The following is a 17666-nucleotide window of genomic DNA, read 5'->3' as shown; positions in this document are numbered from 1 at the left end:
TGGTGTTATACGATGGCGAGAATATCGCTTTCACGCATGATCAGGTAATCGCCTCCATCAACCTGGAGTTCGGTTCCGGCATACTTGCCATATAAAACTGTGTCACCCACTTTTACTGTAAGGGGCTCATCTTTTTTGCCAGTACCGGCAGCTACTACTGTTCCACGCTGGGGCTTTTCTTTTGCAGTATCAGGAATAATGATTCCACCTGCGGTCTTCTCTTCAGCAGGGGCTGGTTTAACAACCACCCTGTCATGCAAAGGAGTAATGTTCAACTTCTTAGCCATATTATTTGGTTTTAAATTAAGTGAATTATTAATTGGAGCGTTGCTCCTCAAGGATTGCAAAGAGAACGAATTATATGCCAATACGTTAAAAAACCCTGATAGAAGCCATATTTGCAGTTTTAACACCTTCTGTCGGTCTCGTTTTGTCCGTTTATCGAAAAATGCCGGAATAGTCGTGCCAATTTTTCCGGTGGGCTTGTAAGTACGACAGTCCTTTTGTATGTTTATCTCCTATCCGATCCCATACCATGAAATACATCCTACTGGCTTTCACAGCCCTTACCCTGTATTCCTGCAGCAAATCTGTTGCAGATGATCCCAACCTTACCATCAATGAAGAGGATGCAACCATCCAATGGTGGCGATATAGCTGCGGAACTTCCTGTGAGGCTGCCGCCTGGGTGATTGAGCTTGAAAACGGAACTGCCTTTGAAGCTGATGCACTTCCTCCGAATTTTCAACAAGACGATGCCGAGGTTATCGTCAAATTCAAAAAAACGGGTAAAAAATCAAGCCTCGAACAGGGCACCGGCCTTGAGCAGGTAAGGATCCTGAATATCCGTCCCAAATAACCCTTTTCAATCTGTTTGGTCGCTGCCCTGAAATCCTGTAGATTTGCCGCTTCAACAAAGCTCTTGAGAGGTATGATCAGCAGACGAAATATCCGGGTAAAAGTAATGCAAACCCTCTATGCACTGGATTCGATGGACCAGGCCGCAAAACCCGGAGAACCGGTCAGGTTACTGAAAAGACAATTTGACCAGACCCGACAGTTACTGGTTTATGTGATCCATTTCCTTACAGAAGTTGCCCGATATGCTGAAACCGATTCAAGGAACCGCGCATCAAAACATCTTCCCAGCGCCGCCGACCTGGTTGTGAATACCAAGATCGCAGGCAACTCCCTCCTCTGGAAAATTCTTGAAGACCAATCTTTCTCAACTGCAGTGAAAGAAGAAATGGTTGACAGGTATCTCGACAAAGAACTTATCCGGAAAATATACCACCAGCTCGCCGATTCAGATATATATAAGGAATACATCTCTGAACAGAGCCGTGATCCAAAAACCGAGAAGGCACTGATAGATTATGTTTATAGTAATCTACTTATCACCAATGAGGCCTTCACCAGCCACCTCGAAGAACATTTCAATAACTGGGATGATGATTGCGAGATGGTTAACCTTCTTGTTCAGAACTACCTCAGCAAACCCGGCACCTATAATTTCAATGAGATCCTGAGTGCGGACAAATGGCAATTCGCCAAAAGCCTGGTCGAAACAGTTCTTGATAAAGACGCACTCACACTGGATCTTATCAAACCCAAACTTAAAAACTGGGATCCCGACAGGATCGCTACCCTTGATATGATCCTGATGAGAATGGGAGTTTGTGAATTCCTTTATTTCGAAACCATTCCACCAAAGGTCACCATCAATGAATATATCGACCTGGCAAAGGAATACAGCACTCCGCAAAGCGGACAATTTGTCAATGGTATATTAGACAGCATACATAAAGACCTGCTGCGCGATGACAAATTTCAGAAAGTAACCTACAAAAAATAGTGAACTTAAAATTGATCGAATCCATGCGTAAACTGATCTTATCATTTATGGTGGCGGCCCTGCTTGGTTCATGCCACCAGATCACCCGGAATGAAACAGCTAACGGAACTGAATTTCCCATGGCCACAAATGCCGGGACTGTTTCAGAGGACAGCTCGATGTTCACCGAAATTGAATGGCTCGATAATGATCTCGACCTTGGCAAAGTGAAAGAAGGCCAGAAAGTGGATGTGGCCTTCCGGTTCCGCAACACAGGCAAAAAACCTCTTATCATTTATTCTGTAAACCCGGCCTGCGGATGCACGGCGGCAGAGCCACCCAAAGAACCTATATTGCCGGGTGCGGAAGGTGTAATAAATGCGAGCTTTGACAGTAAGGGTCGTGTTGGTACAAACCAAAAATCAATTGGTGTATACACAAATACTTTCGGAACCACCAACCATAACCTCGTATTCAAAGTGGAAGTAGAAAAAAACTGACTATTTCCTAATCAATAACTTTATATTTCAAACAACAATTCACATGACCAATCTATTCTTCTTACAGGCGGCCGGCGGATCTGCGGCAACCATGCAATTAGTGTTACTCGGTGGTATGATCCTCGTATTCTGGCTTTTCATGATTCGCCCCCAGGCTAAAAAAGCAAAAGCTGCCAAGCAATTCCAGGAAAATATGCAGAAGGGTGATAAGATCGTTACCATCGCCGGTATTCACGGTACAGTTAATAAGGTGAACGAAGATGGTACACTGATGCTGGAAACCAGTCCGGGTAGTTATATGAAGATCGAAAAATCTGCTATCTCCCTTGAGTGGACACAGAATATCAACAAAGCAGCTGCCACCATCGCTGATAAAAAATAATGCTACGCGTAGGCATCACCGGTGGAATCGGTAGCGGCAAATCTATTGTAGCCAGGGTCTTCGAAAACCTTGGTATACCGGTGTATAATGCTGACACAGCGGCAAAGAGACTGATGGAAGAGGATCCTGAACTCAGGGCTTCCATCAGTTTTCTTTTTGGTGAAGAGGCTTACCTGAATGGAAAGCTCAACCGCTCTTATATTTCATCAGTGGTTTTCAGGGATCATAATAAACTCGAAGCACTCAATGCACTGGTGCATCCCGTCACCATCCGTGACGGAGAAACATGGATGAAAAAACAAGAGAGCCCTTATGCCATCAAGGAAGCGGCTCTCATATTTGAAAGCGGCACACAGGGCCAACTCGACCTGGTGATCGGTGTATCAGCACCAAGGCATATCCGTATTCAACGAGTGATCCAACGTGATAATGTAACCAGGGAAGATGTACTCAAAAGAATGAATAACCAGATCAGTGAAACGATCAAAATGCGTTTATGCGATCACGTTATCATCAATGATGATGCGCAACTGGTAATACCCCAGGTACTCCTGCTTCACGATGAGCTACTCCTACTAGCAGCATCTAAAAAATAAAAAGCTGCCCCGGAGAGCAGCTTTTTATAATCTATCATTTCAATTGTGAAAGTGCATCTTTAATTCGTTGCATCCCCTCCCTGATCTTGGGGAGACTATTTGTATAAGCAATCCGGATACATTTATCCTCGCCAAAAGCTTTTCCTGTTACCGTGGTAACATGAGCTTTCTCCAGAATATAAAAGCAAAGCTCATCCGAATTATTCACTGTGGTTGTTCCATCAGATTTTCCAAAATAGGATGACACATCAGGAAACACATAGAAAGCTCCATCGGGCTCATAGCAACAAACACCCGGAATATCTTTCAATAATTCGAGGATCACATTTCTTCTTTGCTCAAATTCTTTCACCATTGCCTTGCTGGAAGAAAGGTCTGATGTTAATGCGGTAATGGCAGCCCTTTGTGTAACAGCATTTGCACCGCTGGTGATCTGCCCCTGTATCTTTTCACAGGCCTTTACTATGTCAGGAGCGCCGGCAATATAACCAAGCCTGTATCCCGTCATCGCAAAACCTTTGCTGAGTCCGTTGATGATCACCACCCTGTCTTTTATTTCATCAAACTGCGCAATGCTTTCATGTTTGCCTACATAGTTTATGTATTCATAGATCTCATCACTCATGATATAAACATCCGGATGATTTTTGAATACCCCTGCCAGTCCTTCTAACTCTTCCTTTGTATAAACTGCTCCTGTTGGATTACAGGGCGAAGAGAACATGAATAGTTTGGTCTTGGGAGTAATGGCAGCCTCAACCTGCTCAGGTGTTACCTTATAACCTGATTCAGCCGTGGTGCGGATCATAACGGGAACGCCTTCTGACATCTTCACGATCTCTGAATAGGATACCCAATAAGGTGTAGGGATCACTACCTCATCACCAGTGTCTACAAGTGCCATGATCAGGTTCGCGATGCTTTGTTTTGCACCTGTAGATACCAGGATATTTTCCGGTTTATAATCGAGATTATTATCCCTCTTTAATTTAGTGCAGATAGCTTCTCTCAACTCAGGATATCCAGCCACGGGGGGATAATGGCTCCAGTTTTCTGCCACTGCTTTCTTGGTGGCTTCCTTAATATGTTCGGGAGTATCGAAATCAGGCTCTCCCAAACTAAGGTCGATCACATCAAATCCTTTGGCTCTTAATTCACGGCCCATTTTGGCCATACGCAATGTTTCGGGTTCGGCGAAACGCTGCAATCGCGATGATAATGACATTTCTTTGTAAAAATTGGTTGGTTTTTTAAACGTTTGCTTGACAACCAGTAAAAATAATCATTTACGGTGAACCACCTGTAAAAGAGACGGAGCCTTTTCGCCCACCCCTCCTGTTTCTCCTGTGGCAATAAAAGAATAGACCGTATTTTCTTCAATGAGAATTTCATTGGTGTAGATGACTACGCTGTCTTTATTCAACAAATCGAGCCGCCATCCACCGGCACGAAGGGTACTGGCAAAATTGGTGGTCACAGAAGAAACATTTGCGATGAAGGGCTGCCTGCTGGCGATCCGCACGGTATCCCTTGTTCTTACCGCTACCAGGCTTAGCGAATCATTTCCGGCAACTGTATTGAAAAACCTTGCCCTTCCAACACTGTCATTTATATTTAGTACATCCTTGAAGAGGATTGTTGGCGCCTGTTTGTTTACAGCCGTATCAAACTGGATCATGGTATAGTAGGCTCCCGGTTCCCAGGGGAATAGCTTTTCTTCCAATGCCGGGCCGGTTCCCATCATCCAGCTCGTATTCCGAACCCCGGGACGAAGGGGGATATAAGCATTCCCTGCAGTTCCGCTCACCTCGCCAAAGGCCACACCTTCCTCATTTACCTTGGCGCCATCCACCAGCAGGAAAAGGGGTTCGCTATCCAACGAGGCATTGATAATGGCGATTTGTGCCCTTGGACCCGTTTTGGTGTCATCATCCTGCTTGAGGCAGCCGGTGAGCGCTGACAAGAAAAGCAGAACAATGATCCCTGGAATATATTTAGTGGGCATTTTTTGTGGTTTTCATCGCAATGTTAGCAAATTTCCGACCATAGCTCTACAACACTCCTTCCGGCAGCATAGAACATATTGTTCTTATATATAATACCAGCCTGGTTTTCATGGTCTCCCAAATCCCCCTCCTCCCGGCCGTAATGCAGATGGCATAAGGATTGCGGCCATTTCCTACAATTCACAAACCATCCTGTCAATATTTAATCGTAAATCCTATATTTGCCACTCTTTAAAAAATAACATAAAACGAAACAAGTATTGCGATGAGAAGTCTGGTAAGCATTTTTGCTGCTATCCTAATTATGATTTCTTTATACCAGCTTTCCTTCACCTGGTTTGTCAACAAACACGAGAAGTCGATTGAAGAAAAGGCAATGCGGTATGTGAAGTCCTACCCTACACCCGAACAAAAGTATGCCGGTAACAAAGACATGCAGTTATTGTACCAGGATACCCTGGACGAAATAAAGAAGGCCCGGGTTAGCAGATTACAGGACAGTACACGCGATCAGAAGATCACCTGGTGGGGACATACCTATCAGAAGGCAAAAGAGAATGAGTTGTTGTTGGGACTCGACCTTCAGGGCGGTATCAACGTAACCATGGACGTTGCTTTGGATGGTCTGATCAAAGGGCTGAGTAATAATCCCAATGACCCCAACCTGAAGAAGGCCGTTGATGAAGCTACAAGAAGAAAAGTGAACTCTGATGCTGATTACATAACCCTGTTTGCACAGTCTTTCAAAGATGTGAACGCCGGCGTTAAAATGGCTCCGTTGTTTGCCAACAGCACCCGCAACAAATTGAAAGTTGATGCCAGTGATGAGTCTGTTGTGAGCTATATCCGCGAGCAGGCAAATGCAGCGATGAAGCAGACCTATGATGTATTGACAAAGCGTATCGACAAATTCGGAGTTGCCCAGCCAAATATCAGTTTAGACGAAAATAAAGGTATCATTACAGTTGAACTTGCCGGTGCCAGCGATCCTGAAAGGGTTCGTAAATATCTGCAGTCTACTGCCAACCTCCAGTTCTACGAAGTATATACAATTGGTGAACTCGACAGAAGTCTCGAAGCTTCTGATAAGGCATTAGCGGTTGTACTTAAGGGTGATACTGTTGCAGCCCCCCAGCCAACGCCATCTCCTGTTGACACAACATCAGCTAAGACGCCTGCCGATACTGCCAACAAATCACTTGCCGATGTTCTTAAAGGGTCTGATACAAGTAAAACAGTTGGTCAAACACCTCTTGCTACTCAAAATGCAAACCCGCTTTTAAGCGTCATTCAGTTCATTCCTCCTCAGGATGCTAATAAGGATGGTCGTCCGGAATATGCTCCCAACCTTGGTTATGTTCCAACAAAAGATACTTCGCTTGTATCATCTTATCTCAACAATCCGGCAGTGCTTGGCAATATGCCCGGCGATGTGAAATTCCTGTATGGAATGGCTGAAAAAGATAAGGATGGTAAAGTACTTGATTTTGTTCCCCTTTATGCAATCAAAAAAGTTCCGGGAACTGATAAGGCTAAACTTGAAGGTGAGTATATCACTGATGCTTACCAGGATTTTAATCCCGTTACCAACCAGGTTACGGTTAATATGACCATGAACAAGCAGGGTGAGAAGATCTGGGCTAAAATGACCGGCGATAACGTTGGAAGGGCCATCGCCATCGTGCTTGATGATATCGTTTATTCTGCCCCTAATGTGAACGAACCCATCAGTGGTGGTAACTCACAGATATCAGGATCTTTCTCTGTTCAGGAAGGACAGGATCTTTCCAATATCCTGAAAAGTGGTAAGCTGGATGCTCCGGCTAAAATTGTTCAGGAGCAGGTGGTTGGACCAACACTGGGTAATGAAGCCATCAAGGGCGGTACCCTTGCATTCCTGATCTCATTTGCAGTGATCTTCATCCTCATGCTGATATATTATAATACAGCGGGATGGGTTGCCAATATAGCATTATCCCTCAACCTCCTGTTTACACTCGGTGTATTAAGTGCACTCAATGCAACCCTTACTGCAGCAGGTATTGCGGGTCTTGTACTTACCATCGGTATGGCGGTTGATACAAACGTCGTGATCTTTGAAAGGATCAAAGATGAACTCAACCGTGGTAAAACCTACCAGCAGGCAGTTAACGATGGTTACAGCCGATCACTTGCACCTGTTATGGATGGTCACATCACCAGTTTACTTACTGCGATTATATTATTCTATTTTGGTCTCGGTCCTGTTCTTGGATTCGCTACCACTCAAATACTCGGTCTCTTGTTGAGCCTCTTTACCGGTATCCTGCTGAGCCGCATGGTTACTGATTTCTGGACCAACAAGAAGCGTCACTTTAACTATTTCACTTCTGTAAGCCGCAACATTTTCAAGAACGCGAAGTACGATTTCATCAAGTATCGCAAGTATGCTTATATGCTTTCTGCTGTGATACTGTTGCTGGGTATCGGAACTTTCTTCAACGGCTTTAACCAGGGTGTTGAATTCAGCGGCGGACGTAGTTATATCGTGAAATTCGATAAGCCCGCTCCTATTGAAGAGATCAGGAATGCGCTTGATCAAACCTTCGGTAAATCGCCTATCATCAAAACTTACGGTAGTAACAATCAACTTGATATCACTACTGATTACCTGATCGAAAAATCAGGCGTGGAAGTGGATGATGAAGTGCAGGGTAAATTATTTGAGGGATTGAAACCTTTCCTTCCCGCAGGTATCTCTGCAGAGGATTTTGATACAAAGCATATGCTTGGATCAAAGAAAGTGGATGCTACCATTTCTGATGACCTGAAGACAGGTGCCAAGTGGGCTACATTCTGGTCACTGCTGGTGATCTCATTGTATATCTTCATCCGTTTCCGCGACTGGAGATTCTCAATCGGTACCATCTTCGCCTTGCTGCACGATACATTGGTGACACTAATCGTTTTCTCTTACCTGAAAAATGTTGTTCCATTCCCACTGGAAATAGATCAGCACTTCATTGCGGCGATCCTGACGGTAATTGGTTTCTCCATGAATGATACCGTTATCGTATTTGACAGGATCCGTGAAAACAGTCACCTGATGAAAGGCGCAAGCAAAGCAACCATCATCAACAAATCCATCAACGATACATTGAGCAGAACTATCATGACTTCAGTAACGGTATTCCTTACCCTGCTGATATTGTTCCTGGTAGGTGGTGAAGTAACAAAAGGATTTGCCTTCGCCATGTTGATCGGTGTTATCACAGGTGCTTATTCAACCATATTTGTAGCGACCCCGGTACTCATGGATTTTGCAAAATCAAAACCACTGGGTGAGTCTCACGAAATTGATGAAGTAAAAGACAGTAAACTTGTTAAGCCTGTTGTGGCAAAATCATAAACACCGTTTAACAGATTAAAAAAGATGCAATCCCTGAAAAGGATTGCATTTTTTTTATATATTGCATTACCCTTTCTAACGAACATATCTGATCGATTTTCTATTCAATTCCTCTACGGATAACCCATCCAGGCTTTTGTTTAAGCAGAATTATTCACCAATCCGAAAATGGGTTATGAACAGATATGTGATACTTAAAAAGTATACAGGAATTTTTTGCCTCTTACTCTCGTTATTATTGTTTAAGTCCAATGATTCAAGGGCACAGGTGGTATTCAACACGAGTACACTCTCCGGCGTGGGAGATGATTTCATAAACCCAACCACATTACAGTTTGGACCTGATGGCCGACTCTATGTGGCCAATCAATTTGGCCTTATCTATATTTTCACGATCCAGAAAACCTCTCCGGGAAATTATACTGTCACTGCAAAGGAAGTGATCACCCTGGTTCAGCAACTGCCTAACCGTAATGATAACGGCTCAGCGGCACCTACCACCAGTAACCGGCAGATCACAGGAATACTTATTGCCGGCACGGCTGCCAATCCAATAATCTATGTGAGTTCAAGTGACCCAAGAATAGGTGGTGGAACAACTACCGGCGATGTTAACCTTGATACGAATTCGGGTATAGTATCAAAACTGACCTGGAATGGCAGCAGTTGGGATAAAACTGATCTGGTAAGAGGATTGCCGCGCTCGGAGGAGAACCATTCCAATAATGGAATGGAGCTTGATGCAGCCACTAATACACTATACCTCGCAATGGGTGGCAATACGAATGCAGGATCGCCATCTACCAATTTTGCTTTTATAACAGAGTATACTTTATCGGCCGCGATCATTTCCATTGACCTTGATCTGATCGAATCATTACCTACCCGCGGATCAGGCAATACAAAATATAAATATGACCTGCCAACCTTAAATGATCCCGCCCGCGCTGATATTGCCAATCCCGATTATAATGCAGCCCTCCCGGGTTCATCACCCACAATGGATATCAATGACCCTTTCGGGGGGAATGATGGACTCAACCAGGCAAGGCTTGTTCCCGATGGACCGGTACAGATCTATTCACCCGGTTATAGAAATCCATATGACCTTGTAATCACAAGAACCCTGGGAAAAGCAGGCAGGATGTATACCATTGATAATGGTCCCAACCTTGGATGGGGTGGCTATCCGCAAAATGAAGGTGCATCCGGGAATCCGCTCACAACATCAGTCACCAATAATTATGTGCCGGGAGAACCGGGTTCAAGTGGTCCGGGGGTATCTGACGCACAGGTCAATAACCTGGATAACCTGCACCTTGTTTCGGCGCAGGGCCTTGCCCCCATTTATGGAGGTCATCCAAACCCTGTGAGGGCTAACCCCTCAGGGGCCGGACTATACTGGTTTGATAACATAACAGGCACTGCCAATTTTAGTCTGTCGCCAACCGCCGACTGGCCTCCCCTGCCCCTCTCAATGGCCAATCCGGTGGAAGGTGATTATAGAAACCCCGGTGTAAATGATGGTGCATTAACCACCTTTACCGCATCCACCAACGGGATGAAAGAATATACATCCACCAATGCTTTTGGTGGCCAGATGGCTGGTGATCTGCTGGCAGTTTCATTTGATGGAATTCTCTGGAGAATGCAATTGAATGCAGCGGGAACCCAGGTCACCAAAAAAGAGATCCTCGCGTCAAATTTTGGTCAGATCCCCCTTGATGTTACCGCCCAGGGTAATAATGAAATTTTTGATGGCACCATCTGGGTGGCAGACTTCATTGCCAACAATATTTTCATTTTTGAGCCGGCAGAAAACTTAGACACATGGCAGCCAGTGGTCAGCGCTGACGCATCAGTACCTGTGGCGCGACATGAATGTGCTTTCACAGAAGTATCCGACAAATTTTATCTAATTGGCGGCAGAGGCAGCAGGCCCGTGAATGTTTATGATCCGCAAACAAGTACATGGACAACCGCTGCAGCATTGCCGGGAAATATTGAGATAAACCATTTCCAGGCAGTGGCCTACCAAAAAAAGATCTATATCATCGGCGCGTTTACAGGAGGCTTCCCTACTGAAACACCAGTAGCGGATATTTATGTTTTTGATTCCGAAACAAACAGCTGGTCAGTGCTGCAAAATGCGATTCCAGCTAACAGAAGACGTGGATCAACAGGAGCCGTTGTTTACAATGATAGAATTTATATAGTAGGAGGAATCACCAATGGCCATACTAACGGTTGGGTAAACTGGCTGGATGTATTTGATCCGGCAACATTACAGTGGACCAGCTTACCCGATGCGCCGCATGCAAGGGATCACTTCCAGGCTGCTGTTACAAATGGTAAAATCTTTGCCGCAGGTGGAAGAAGAACAAATTTTGATGGAACCCTTTTTGGAAATACAGAACCTACTGTTGACGTATTTGATATTGCAACCAATACATGGTCAACCCTCCCTGCTTCCGCAAACCTTCCCACACCAAGGGCAGGTACCAGCACTGTTGTACTGGATAATCGTGTATGGGTGATAGGTGGAGAAAGCCAGCAGAGCCTTGCGCATAACGAAACCGAAGTGCTTGATCCCATAACCAATACCTGGGAGCAAAAAGAAAACCTGATAACAGGAAGACATGGCACACAGGCATTGGTATATAATGCATCCATTTATATTGCCTCAGGTAACGGAAGCCAGGGCGGAGGTAATGAACTGACCTCTATGGAAACATATCTTGCATCTATCAGTTGCACCGGCGACCCCAACAGTTTCACCATTGATGATGATGCCGATGGATATAGCAATGGAGATGAAACACTCAACCAGTCAAACCGATGCCTGGTATCGAGTAAGCCGGCAGATTTTGATGGAGATAAATTATCAGACAAGATCGACCCGGATGATGACAGTGACGGTATACCCGATATCACGGATGTTTTCCACCTCGATGCATCAAATGGAACTACGAAAAACTTACCGGTCATCTATCCTTTCCTGAATGCCGATCCGGGGACGGGACTATTTGGTCTTGGTTTCACGGGACTCATGTCAAATGGAAATACAGACCCCGACAATGCTTATGAAGCTGAAAATTCAGGCTTGATCATGGGCGGAGCAGTTGGCCTGGCAAGCTTGCCTGCTTCCAGTGGTTCTGCTCTTACCAATAACCAGGAATATGCATTCCAGTTTGGAGTGAATATCAATTCTTCAACCCCACGATTTACTATACAGACAAGTCTTGTTTCACCATTCTTTGGCGGACTTCCTTTACAACAATTACAAAACCAGACACATGGCATCTATATCGGAAATGGTGACCAGGATAATTATATCATGATAGCACTGGCTGCCAATAATGGCAACCCGGGTTTCGTGGTAAGAATGGAGAATAATGGTGTTGTTACGGAGCAGGTATACCCAGTAGCGAATATTCTTTCCGCATCAGGCATTTATATTTATATAGATGTTGATCCGGCTACCGGTTCAGTACAACCGAAATATATAACCGATATCAATGATGAATTGCAGGATATCGGTAGTCCGGTTCAGCTCCAGGGAAATTTACTTGCTACCCTACAGGGTCCGCAGGCGGTAGCGGTGGGTATCATCGCCAGCAAAGGCACGGCTCCCAATTCATTCTCCGCGGCATGGGATTACCTGAACATTCTTGAATCGAGAGCCCCGATCGTAGTGAATCCTCTACCTATCCAGGATATTGAAATTAATACTGGCGGAAGATCAATTGATATCGCTAATCTTTTTGCAGATGATAAAGGCCCTTCAAATATTAGCCTCTCACTTGCTAATAACTCTAATCCCGCCCTTGTAACATCAGCCAGCATCGCAGATAAAAAACTCAACCTCTCCTTTGCAGCTTCACAGGCTGGTTATAGTGTACTCACGGTAGTTGCAACAGATGAAGATGGAAATGCCACCAGCTATGATATTATCGTGAACCTGATCAGGGTTACCAGGATCAACAGCGGTGGCGGGGCCATTAATTTTAACGGACAGAATTGGTTGGCCGACCAGTTCTTTACTGCCGGTGGCAGCACCTATTCAGTAAGTCAACCTATCAATAACACGCTCAATGATTTGCTATACCAATCTGAGCGATGGGGAAACTTCAGTTATAACGTGCCGGTGATAAATGGCATCTATAAAGTAAGACTACATTTTGCCGAGATATTCACCTTCCAGAATCCAGGACAGCGCATCTTTAATGTGAATCTGGAAAATGGCCAGGCGGCTTTACTGAATTATGATATAGTAGCCAGACGTGGTGGCCGATTACTGGCCGACACGGTTGAATATAACGGCATTACAGTAACCGATGGTTTTATGACCATTACGCTGGAGCGGTTGGAAAACAATGCCAAGATCTCCGGAATTGAAATAATCTCAGAAACAGATTTTTCTGCCCTTCCCCTATTCCTTGGATCATTCACTGCAAGACAATCAGGAGATAAAGTGATTGCAAACTGGGATACGGAAAGAGAAGAAAATATAGATCACTTCCTGCTGGAAAGGTCAGTTGATAACCGCAGTTATGAAACAGTTGCAAACATTCCATCAAAGGGAAATGGTAACGGGAATAAATATGTTGCCATTGATCCGCAACCGTTATCAGGGAAGAGCTATTACAGACTCAAATGGATAGAGAAAGATGGGCAGGTTGGTTATTCAGCTTTTGTGCCAATCAATTTCAATCAGCCCAATACGCAGTTCCTGAAGGTATATCCCAATCCTGTTTTTGAAAGCACCTATTATATCGAATTAGGCAGTTATAATAGCACAGATAAAGTATCTATAGCACTGACGGATATTTCCGGAAGAATTATCCAGACAAATTCATCACCTATGGTAAATGGACGCAGGATAACCATGCAGAAACCAGCCGGCCTCATTAGCGGGCAATACTATATAGTTGTTGATATCAACGGTAAACAATACACGAAAGCGATACTGGTAAATTAAACAGCAAAGGAAGTTCCGCAACCGCAGGTTTTGCTTGCATTGGGATTGGTGAAGGTGAACCCTCTGCTATTGAGTCCATCCTGCCAGTCTATTTGCATTCCTGCGAGATAGATACCATGTGATTTATTCATGATGCAGGAGATACCCTCAATTTCAAAATGCTCATCATCTGCAGTGGGTGTATCGAAGCCGAGAACATAGCTCAATCCGGAGCATCCTCCACCCTTTACACCGAAGCGCAGGAGCTGTGTGCTGTCAAATCCAGGTTCCTGGATCAACCGGCGTACCTCGGCAATAGCGGTTTCAGTTAATTGAACGGGAGCAGATATAGTAGTTTCCATTGATTCCTGATTTATACAAAAATAACAATTCCCCACCAAAAGGGTTCAGCGATAGGGAGACTGAGCTAAATATGGAGGCCAGCTCAATAAAAAAATTTGTTAAGAATCAGTAGCCGTTAAATTTGCTGACCTAATCTTACCAGAATGGATACAACTACCATGATCTTAGTAGCAGCCGGACTTCTTGGCCTTATCGGCGGACTTTATTACTATTATTACAATAAGGATAAAAAGGAGAGTCTTCCTGTAGCCACCGGGGGCGCGGAAAATGAAAACATTCATTCAAAGCAACTCCGTTTGCAAGCTTATGAAAGACTGGTGATACTGGCAGAAAGGATATCGCTCCCAAGTGTTATCAGCCGGAACAATGAACCCTCCCTCGGCAAAAGAGATATGCAGCAACTGCTCACTGCTGCCATTAAGCAGGAGTTTGACTATAATCTATCACAGCAGATCTATGTTAGTCCCGAAGCCTGGGAAGCCATCCGCAACCTGAAAGAACAAAACATCCATATCATCAACCAGGTAGCCACCATATTACCGGAAGATATTTCTGGAATAGAAATGAACAAAAAGATCGTTGAGTTCATCATGAATCAGCCCCAGGGCTCCATGCATACCATGGTACAGGAAGCCCTCAGCTATGAGGCCCGAAAACTAATGAACTGATCGCCGGGTTCATTGCAAAACGATTGTCATGTCTGAGAAAAAATGTTTTACCGACAGTGGTATAGAGATCAAGCGACTTTATAAAAAGGAGAACCTTCCCGCATCATTCGATTCGCAGGAAGACCCGGGTGAATTTCCTTTTACCCGCGGGGTGCAGCCAGATATGTATCGGGGCAAGCCATGGACCATGCGGCAGTATGCCGGCTTCAGCACCGCAGAAGAAAGCAATAAGCGATATCATTATTTACTGTCGCAGGGCGTTACCGGACTTAGTGTTGCATTTGACCTTCCCACGCAGATCGGATACGACAGTGATCATGAACTTGCAGAAGGGGAAGTAGGAAAAGTTGGTGTGGCCATTGACAGCATCGAGGATATGCAGGAACTATTCAAAGGCATAAAACTCGAAGAGGTTAGTACTTCCATGACCATCAATGCCACGGGATATATACTGCTTAGTCTATATGTGGCGCTTGCAAAACAACAGGGAGCCGACCTCAAAAAACTAACCGGTACCATTCAGAATGATATCCTCAAAGAGTATGCTGCCCGTGGTACTTATATCTATCCGCCCAAACCTTCCATGCGCATTATCACCGACATCTTTGAATGGTGCGGTGCCGAACTTCCCAAATGGAATACGATAAGCATATCAGGTTATCATATCAGGGAAGCCGGGTCAACGGCGGTGCAGGAAGTTGCTTTCACCCTTAGTAACGGTAAGGCCTATGTGCAGGCCGCGCTGGATCGTGGATTGGATATCAATCAATTTGGCCGAAGGCTATCCTTCTTCTTTAACGCCCATAACAACCTCTTTGAAGAAGTAGCCAAATTCAGGGCTGCCAGGCGCATGTGGGCGAAGATCATGAAGTCGTTAGGTGCCACGGATCCCAAGGCCATGATGCTCCGCTTTCATACCCAAACAGGAGGAAGCACCCTCACAGCACAACAGCCCCTGAATAATATCAGTCGGGTTACCGTACAAACGCTTGCTGCTGTTTTAGGAGGCACGCAATCACTGCATACCAATGGTTATGATGAGGCACTTGGTCTCCCAACTGAAGAAGCCGCAAGGATCGCACTGCGCACACAGCAGATCGTGGCTTTTGAAAGTGGCGTTGCAGATACCGTTGATCCCCTGGCAGGATCTTATTTTATAGAATCACTCACCGCAGAAATAGAAGAGCATGCTCTGGCACTCATGGCGCGTATTGATGGCATGGGAGGAAGTGTAAGTGCTATTGAAGCCGGTTTTATACAGGATGAGATAGCAAGAAGTGCATTCGATTACCAGCGCCAGATAGAGCGCGAAGAAAAGATCATTGTGGGTGTTAACAGGTTCCAGGTTAACAATGAAGCGAAGATCCCCGTGTTCCGCATAGATGACTCATTGAGGCAGGTACAAACGGCGAAGCTGGCATCGCTCCGCAACCGGCGTGATCCCGCCATCATCGACCGGGTGCTTCAAACCCTTAACGACAGGGCATCGAGTGATGAGAATATTATGCCTGTTGTAATTGAGGCCGTTGAAAATAAATGCACCCTGGGAGAAATTGCAGATGAACTCCGAAGTGTTTATGGTGAGCATCGCTAGATTTTAGTTAATTTCCTGCTACAATCATTCTTATATGCTATATCGTCTGGTCTATACGTTGGTGCTGCTCGCCAGTTTCCATGGCATGGCATTGGCCCAAACCGCTACCAATCCATTCATTGAATCGAAAGCAAAAGCTATTCTCCCCAGTGTGATTGAGTGGCGGCGGCATATCCATCAAAATCCCGAGTTAAGTAACAGGGAAACTAAAACGATGGAATATGTTGCCGCGCATCTTCGCAAGCTTGGACTGGAAGTGCAGACCAATGTTGCCAAAACCGGCGTGGTTGCCCTGCTCAAAGGTGATAAGCCAGGGCCGGTTGTAGCGCTGAGAGCCGATATGGATGCGTTACCAGTGGAGGAGCGTGTTGATATACCTTTCAAATCGACAGTAAAAGCTGAATACCTGGGAGGTACTGTTCCGGTTATGCATGCCTGTGGGCATGATAGTCATGTTGCCATCCTGATGGGAACAGCCGAAGTTTTGGCGTCGATGAAAAAAGACCTGAAAGGAACAGTCAAATTCATCTTTCAACCTGCTGAAGAAGGTCCTCCCGGTGATGAGGAAGGTGGTGCACCCCTGATGGTAAAGGAAGGTGTGATGGACAATCCACGGGTGGATGCCATCTTCGGACTGCATATTAATTCTACTACCGAAAGCGGTACCATTAAATACAAGCCCGGACCATTCATGGCATCATCCGATTGGTTTACAATCCGCATCAAGGGAAAGCAGGCGCATGGCTCAGCCCCATGGGGAAGCATAGATCCGATAGTTGTAGGAACCCAGATCATCAATGGACTACAAACAATTGTGAGCCGACAGTCAAACATAATCAAAGGACCCGTGGTAATTACCGTCGGCAAGTTTCATAGCGGTGTAAGAAATAATATCATTCCGGAAGAAGCAATACTGGAAGGCACTATTCGGACCCTTGATGGCAATATGCAGAAAGATGTGCACCAGCGCATTAAAAATACTGCACAACGCATTGCGGAGGCTTCTGGTGCAGTTGCAGAAGTAACGATCGATACCAAAACACTGGTTACATCAAACGACTCAACACTTACCAGCCTGATGGCGCCATCATTTGCAAAAGCTGCAGGTGTTGCCAATGTCAGCACGCAGCCCTGGACAACAGGCGCTGAAGACTTCTCCTTCTTTGGCGAAAAAGCTCCAGCCCTTTTCTTTAACCTCGGTGGTATGCCCAAAGGAATGGATCCTGCCAAAGCACCAGGCCATCATACTCCTGAATTTGCCATTGATGACAGCCAGCTTGATGTAGGCGTAAAAGCATTCTGCTATCTCGTGGTAGATTATGCCAGCCAGCACGCTAAAATGAAACCTGCCGCGGCATCAAAGAAAGCATTCTGA

At 45.2% G+C, this 17666-nt stretch carries 14 protein-coding genes; 10 read left to right on the top strand and 4 right to left on the bottom strand.

Annotation, left to right across the window (positions count from 1 at the left end):
* Positions 1 to 5: 5 nt before the first annotated feature.
* Positions 6 to 287, bottom strand: coding sequence for a co-chaperone GroES (locus tag V6M43_RS09155; RefSeq protein WP_039132358.1), 282 nt, complete (start codon positions 285 to 287; stop codon positions 6 to 8).
* Between the two features lie 248 nt (positions 288 to 535).
* On the opposite strand from V6M43_RS09155, the gene V6M43_RS09150 reads away from it, so the two are divergent.
* The 5 genes from V6M43_RS09150 to coaE all read left to right on the top strand — a co-directional run bounded on the left by V6M43_RS09150 (position 536) and on the right by coaE (position 3312).
* Positions 536 to 859, top strand: a complete 324-nt coding sequence (locus V6M43_RS09150) for a hypothetical protein (RefSeq protein WP_332734526.1) — start codon at positions 536 to 538, stop codon at positions 857 to 859.
* A 72-nt stretch (positions 860 to 931) separates the two neighbouring features.
* The gene (gene nusB / locus V6M43_RS09145) at positions 932 to 1855 is read left to right on the top strand and encodes a transcription antitermination factor NusB (RefSeq protein ID WP_332734524.1); all 924 of its coding nucleotides are present in this window, start codon (positions 932 to 934) and stop codon (positions 1853 to 1855) included.
* 23 nt (positions 1856 to 1878) lie between these two features.
* Entirely contained in the window at positions 1879 to 2334 is a 456-nt protein-coding gene (locus V6M43_RS09140) for a DUF1573 domain-containing protein (protein WP_332734522.1), read from the top strand.
* Positions 2335 to 2377: 43 nt separating this feature from the next.
* Positions 2378 to 2716, top strand: coding sequence for a preprotein translocase subunit YajC (gene yajC / locus V6M43_RS09135; RefSeq protein WP_332734520.1), 339 nt, complete (start codon positions 2378 to 2380; stop codon positions 2714 to 2716).
* The gene (gene coaE / locus V6M43_RS09130) at positions 2716 to 3312 is read left to right on the top strand and encodes a dephospho-CoA kinase (RefSeq protein WP_332734518.1); all 597 of its coding nucleotides are present in this window, start codon (positions 2716 to 2718) and stop codon (positions 3310 to 3312) included. Before yajC ends, coaE begins: the two co-directional genes overlap by 1 nt.
* Before the next feature lie 34 nt (positions 3313 to 3346).
* Here coaE and V6M43_RS09125 read toward each other — a convergent pair whose 3' ends face one another.
* Together V6M43_RS09125 and V6M43_RS09120 are read right to left on the bottom strand one after the other, a co-directional pair.
* Positions 3347 to 4537 carry a pyridoxal phosphate-dependent aminotransferase gene (locus V6M43_RS09125; RefSeq protein WP_332734516.1) on the bottom strand — a complete coding sequence of 397 codons (1191 nt, stop codon included), beginning with the start codon at positions 4535 to 4537 and terminating at the stop codon, positions 3347 to 3349.
* Between the two features lie 57 nt (positions 4538 to 4594).
* Positions 4595 to 5317, bottom strand: coding sequence for a DUF4397 domain-containing protein (locus V6M43_RS09120; RefSeq protein ID WP_332734514.1), 723 nt, complete (start codon positions 5315 to 5317; stop codon positions 4595 to 4597).
* Positions 5318 to 5583: 266 nt separating this feature from the next.
* Between V6M43_RS09120 and secDF the strand changes: the two genes are divergently transcribed.
* Together secDF and V6M43_RS09110 are read left to right on the top strand one after the other, a co-directional pair.
* Positions 5584 to 8706 (top strand): protein translocase subunit SecDF, encoded by a 3123-nt coding sequence (secDF, locus tag V6M43_RS09115; protein WP_332734512.1) that lies wholly within the window; start codon positions 5584 to 5586, stop codon positions 8704 to 8706.
* Positions 8707 to 8881: 175 nt separating this feature from the next.
* Positions 8882 to 13687, top strand: coding sequence for a Kelch repeat-containing protein (locus V6M43_RS09110; RefSeq protein WP_332734510.1), 4806 nt, complete (start codon positions 8882 to 8884; stop codon positions 13685 to 13687).
* Here V6M43_RS09110 and V6M43_RS09105 read toward each other — a convergent pair.
* Entirely contained in the window at positions 13684 to 14028 is a 345-nt protein-coding gene (locus V6M43_RS09105) for a HesB/IscA family protein (protein ID WP_332734509.1), read from the bottom strand. The genes V6M43_RS09110 and V6M43_RS09105 overlap by 4 nt on opposite strands.
* A gap of 144 nt (positions 14029 to 14172) precedes the next feature.
* Here V6M43_RS09105 and V6M43_RS09100 point away from each other — a divergent pair, with 144 nt between their 5' ends.
* Genes V6M43_RS09100 through V6M43_RS09090 form a run of 3 tightly spaced genes read left to right on the top strand, consistent with a single transcriptional unit; the run spans position 14173 to position 17666 of the window.
* On the top strand, positions 14173 to 14697 hold the full coding sequence (locus V6M43_RS09100; protein WP_332734507.1) for a DUF7935 family protein: 525 nt from the start codon (positions 14173 to 14175) through the stop codon (positions 14695 to 14697).
* A gap of 28 nt (positions 14698 to 14725) precedes the next feature.
* Positions 14726 to 16291, top strand: coding sequence for an acyl-CoA mutase large subunit family protein (locus tag V6M43_RS09095; RefSeq protein ID WP_332734504.1), 1566 nt, complete (start codon positions 14726 to 14728; stop codon positions 16289 to 16291).
* 34 nt (positions 16292 to 16325) lie between these two features.
* Positions 16326 to 17666, top strand: coding sequence for an amidohydrolase (locus V6M43_RS09090; RefSeq protein ID WP_332734502.1), 1341 nt, complete (start codon positions 16326 to 16328; stop codon positions 17664 to 17666).

Origin of the sequence: Flavihumibacter sp. (genome assembly GCF_036676075.1) — a bacterium.
Taxonomy (GTDB): Bacteria; Bacteroidota; Bacteroidia; order Chitinophagales; family Chitinophagaceae; genus Flavihumibacter.
This window is presented reverse-complemented; position numbering and strand designations above follow the sequence as displayed.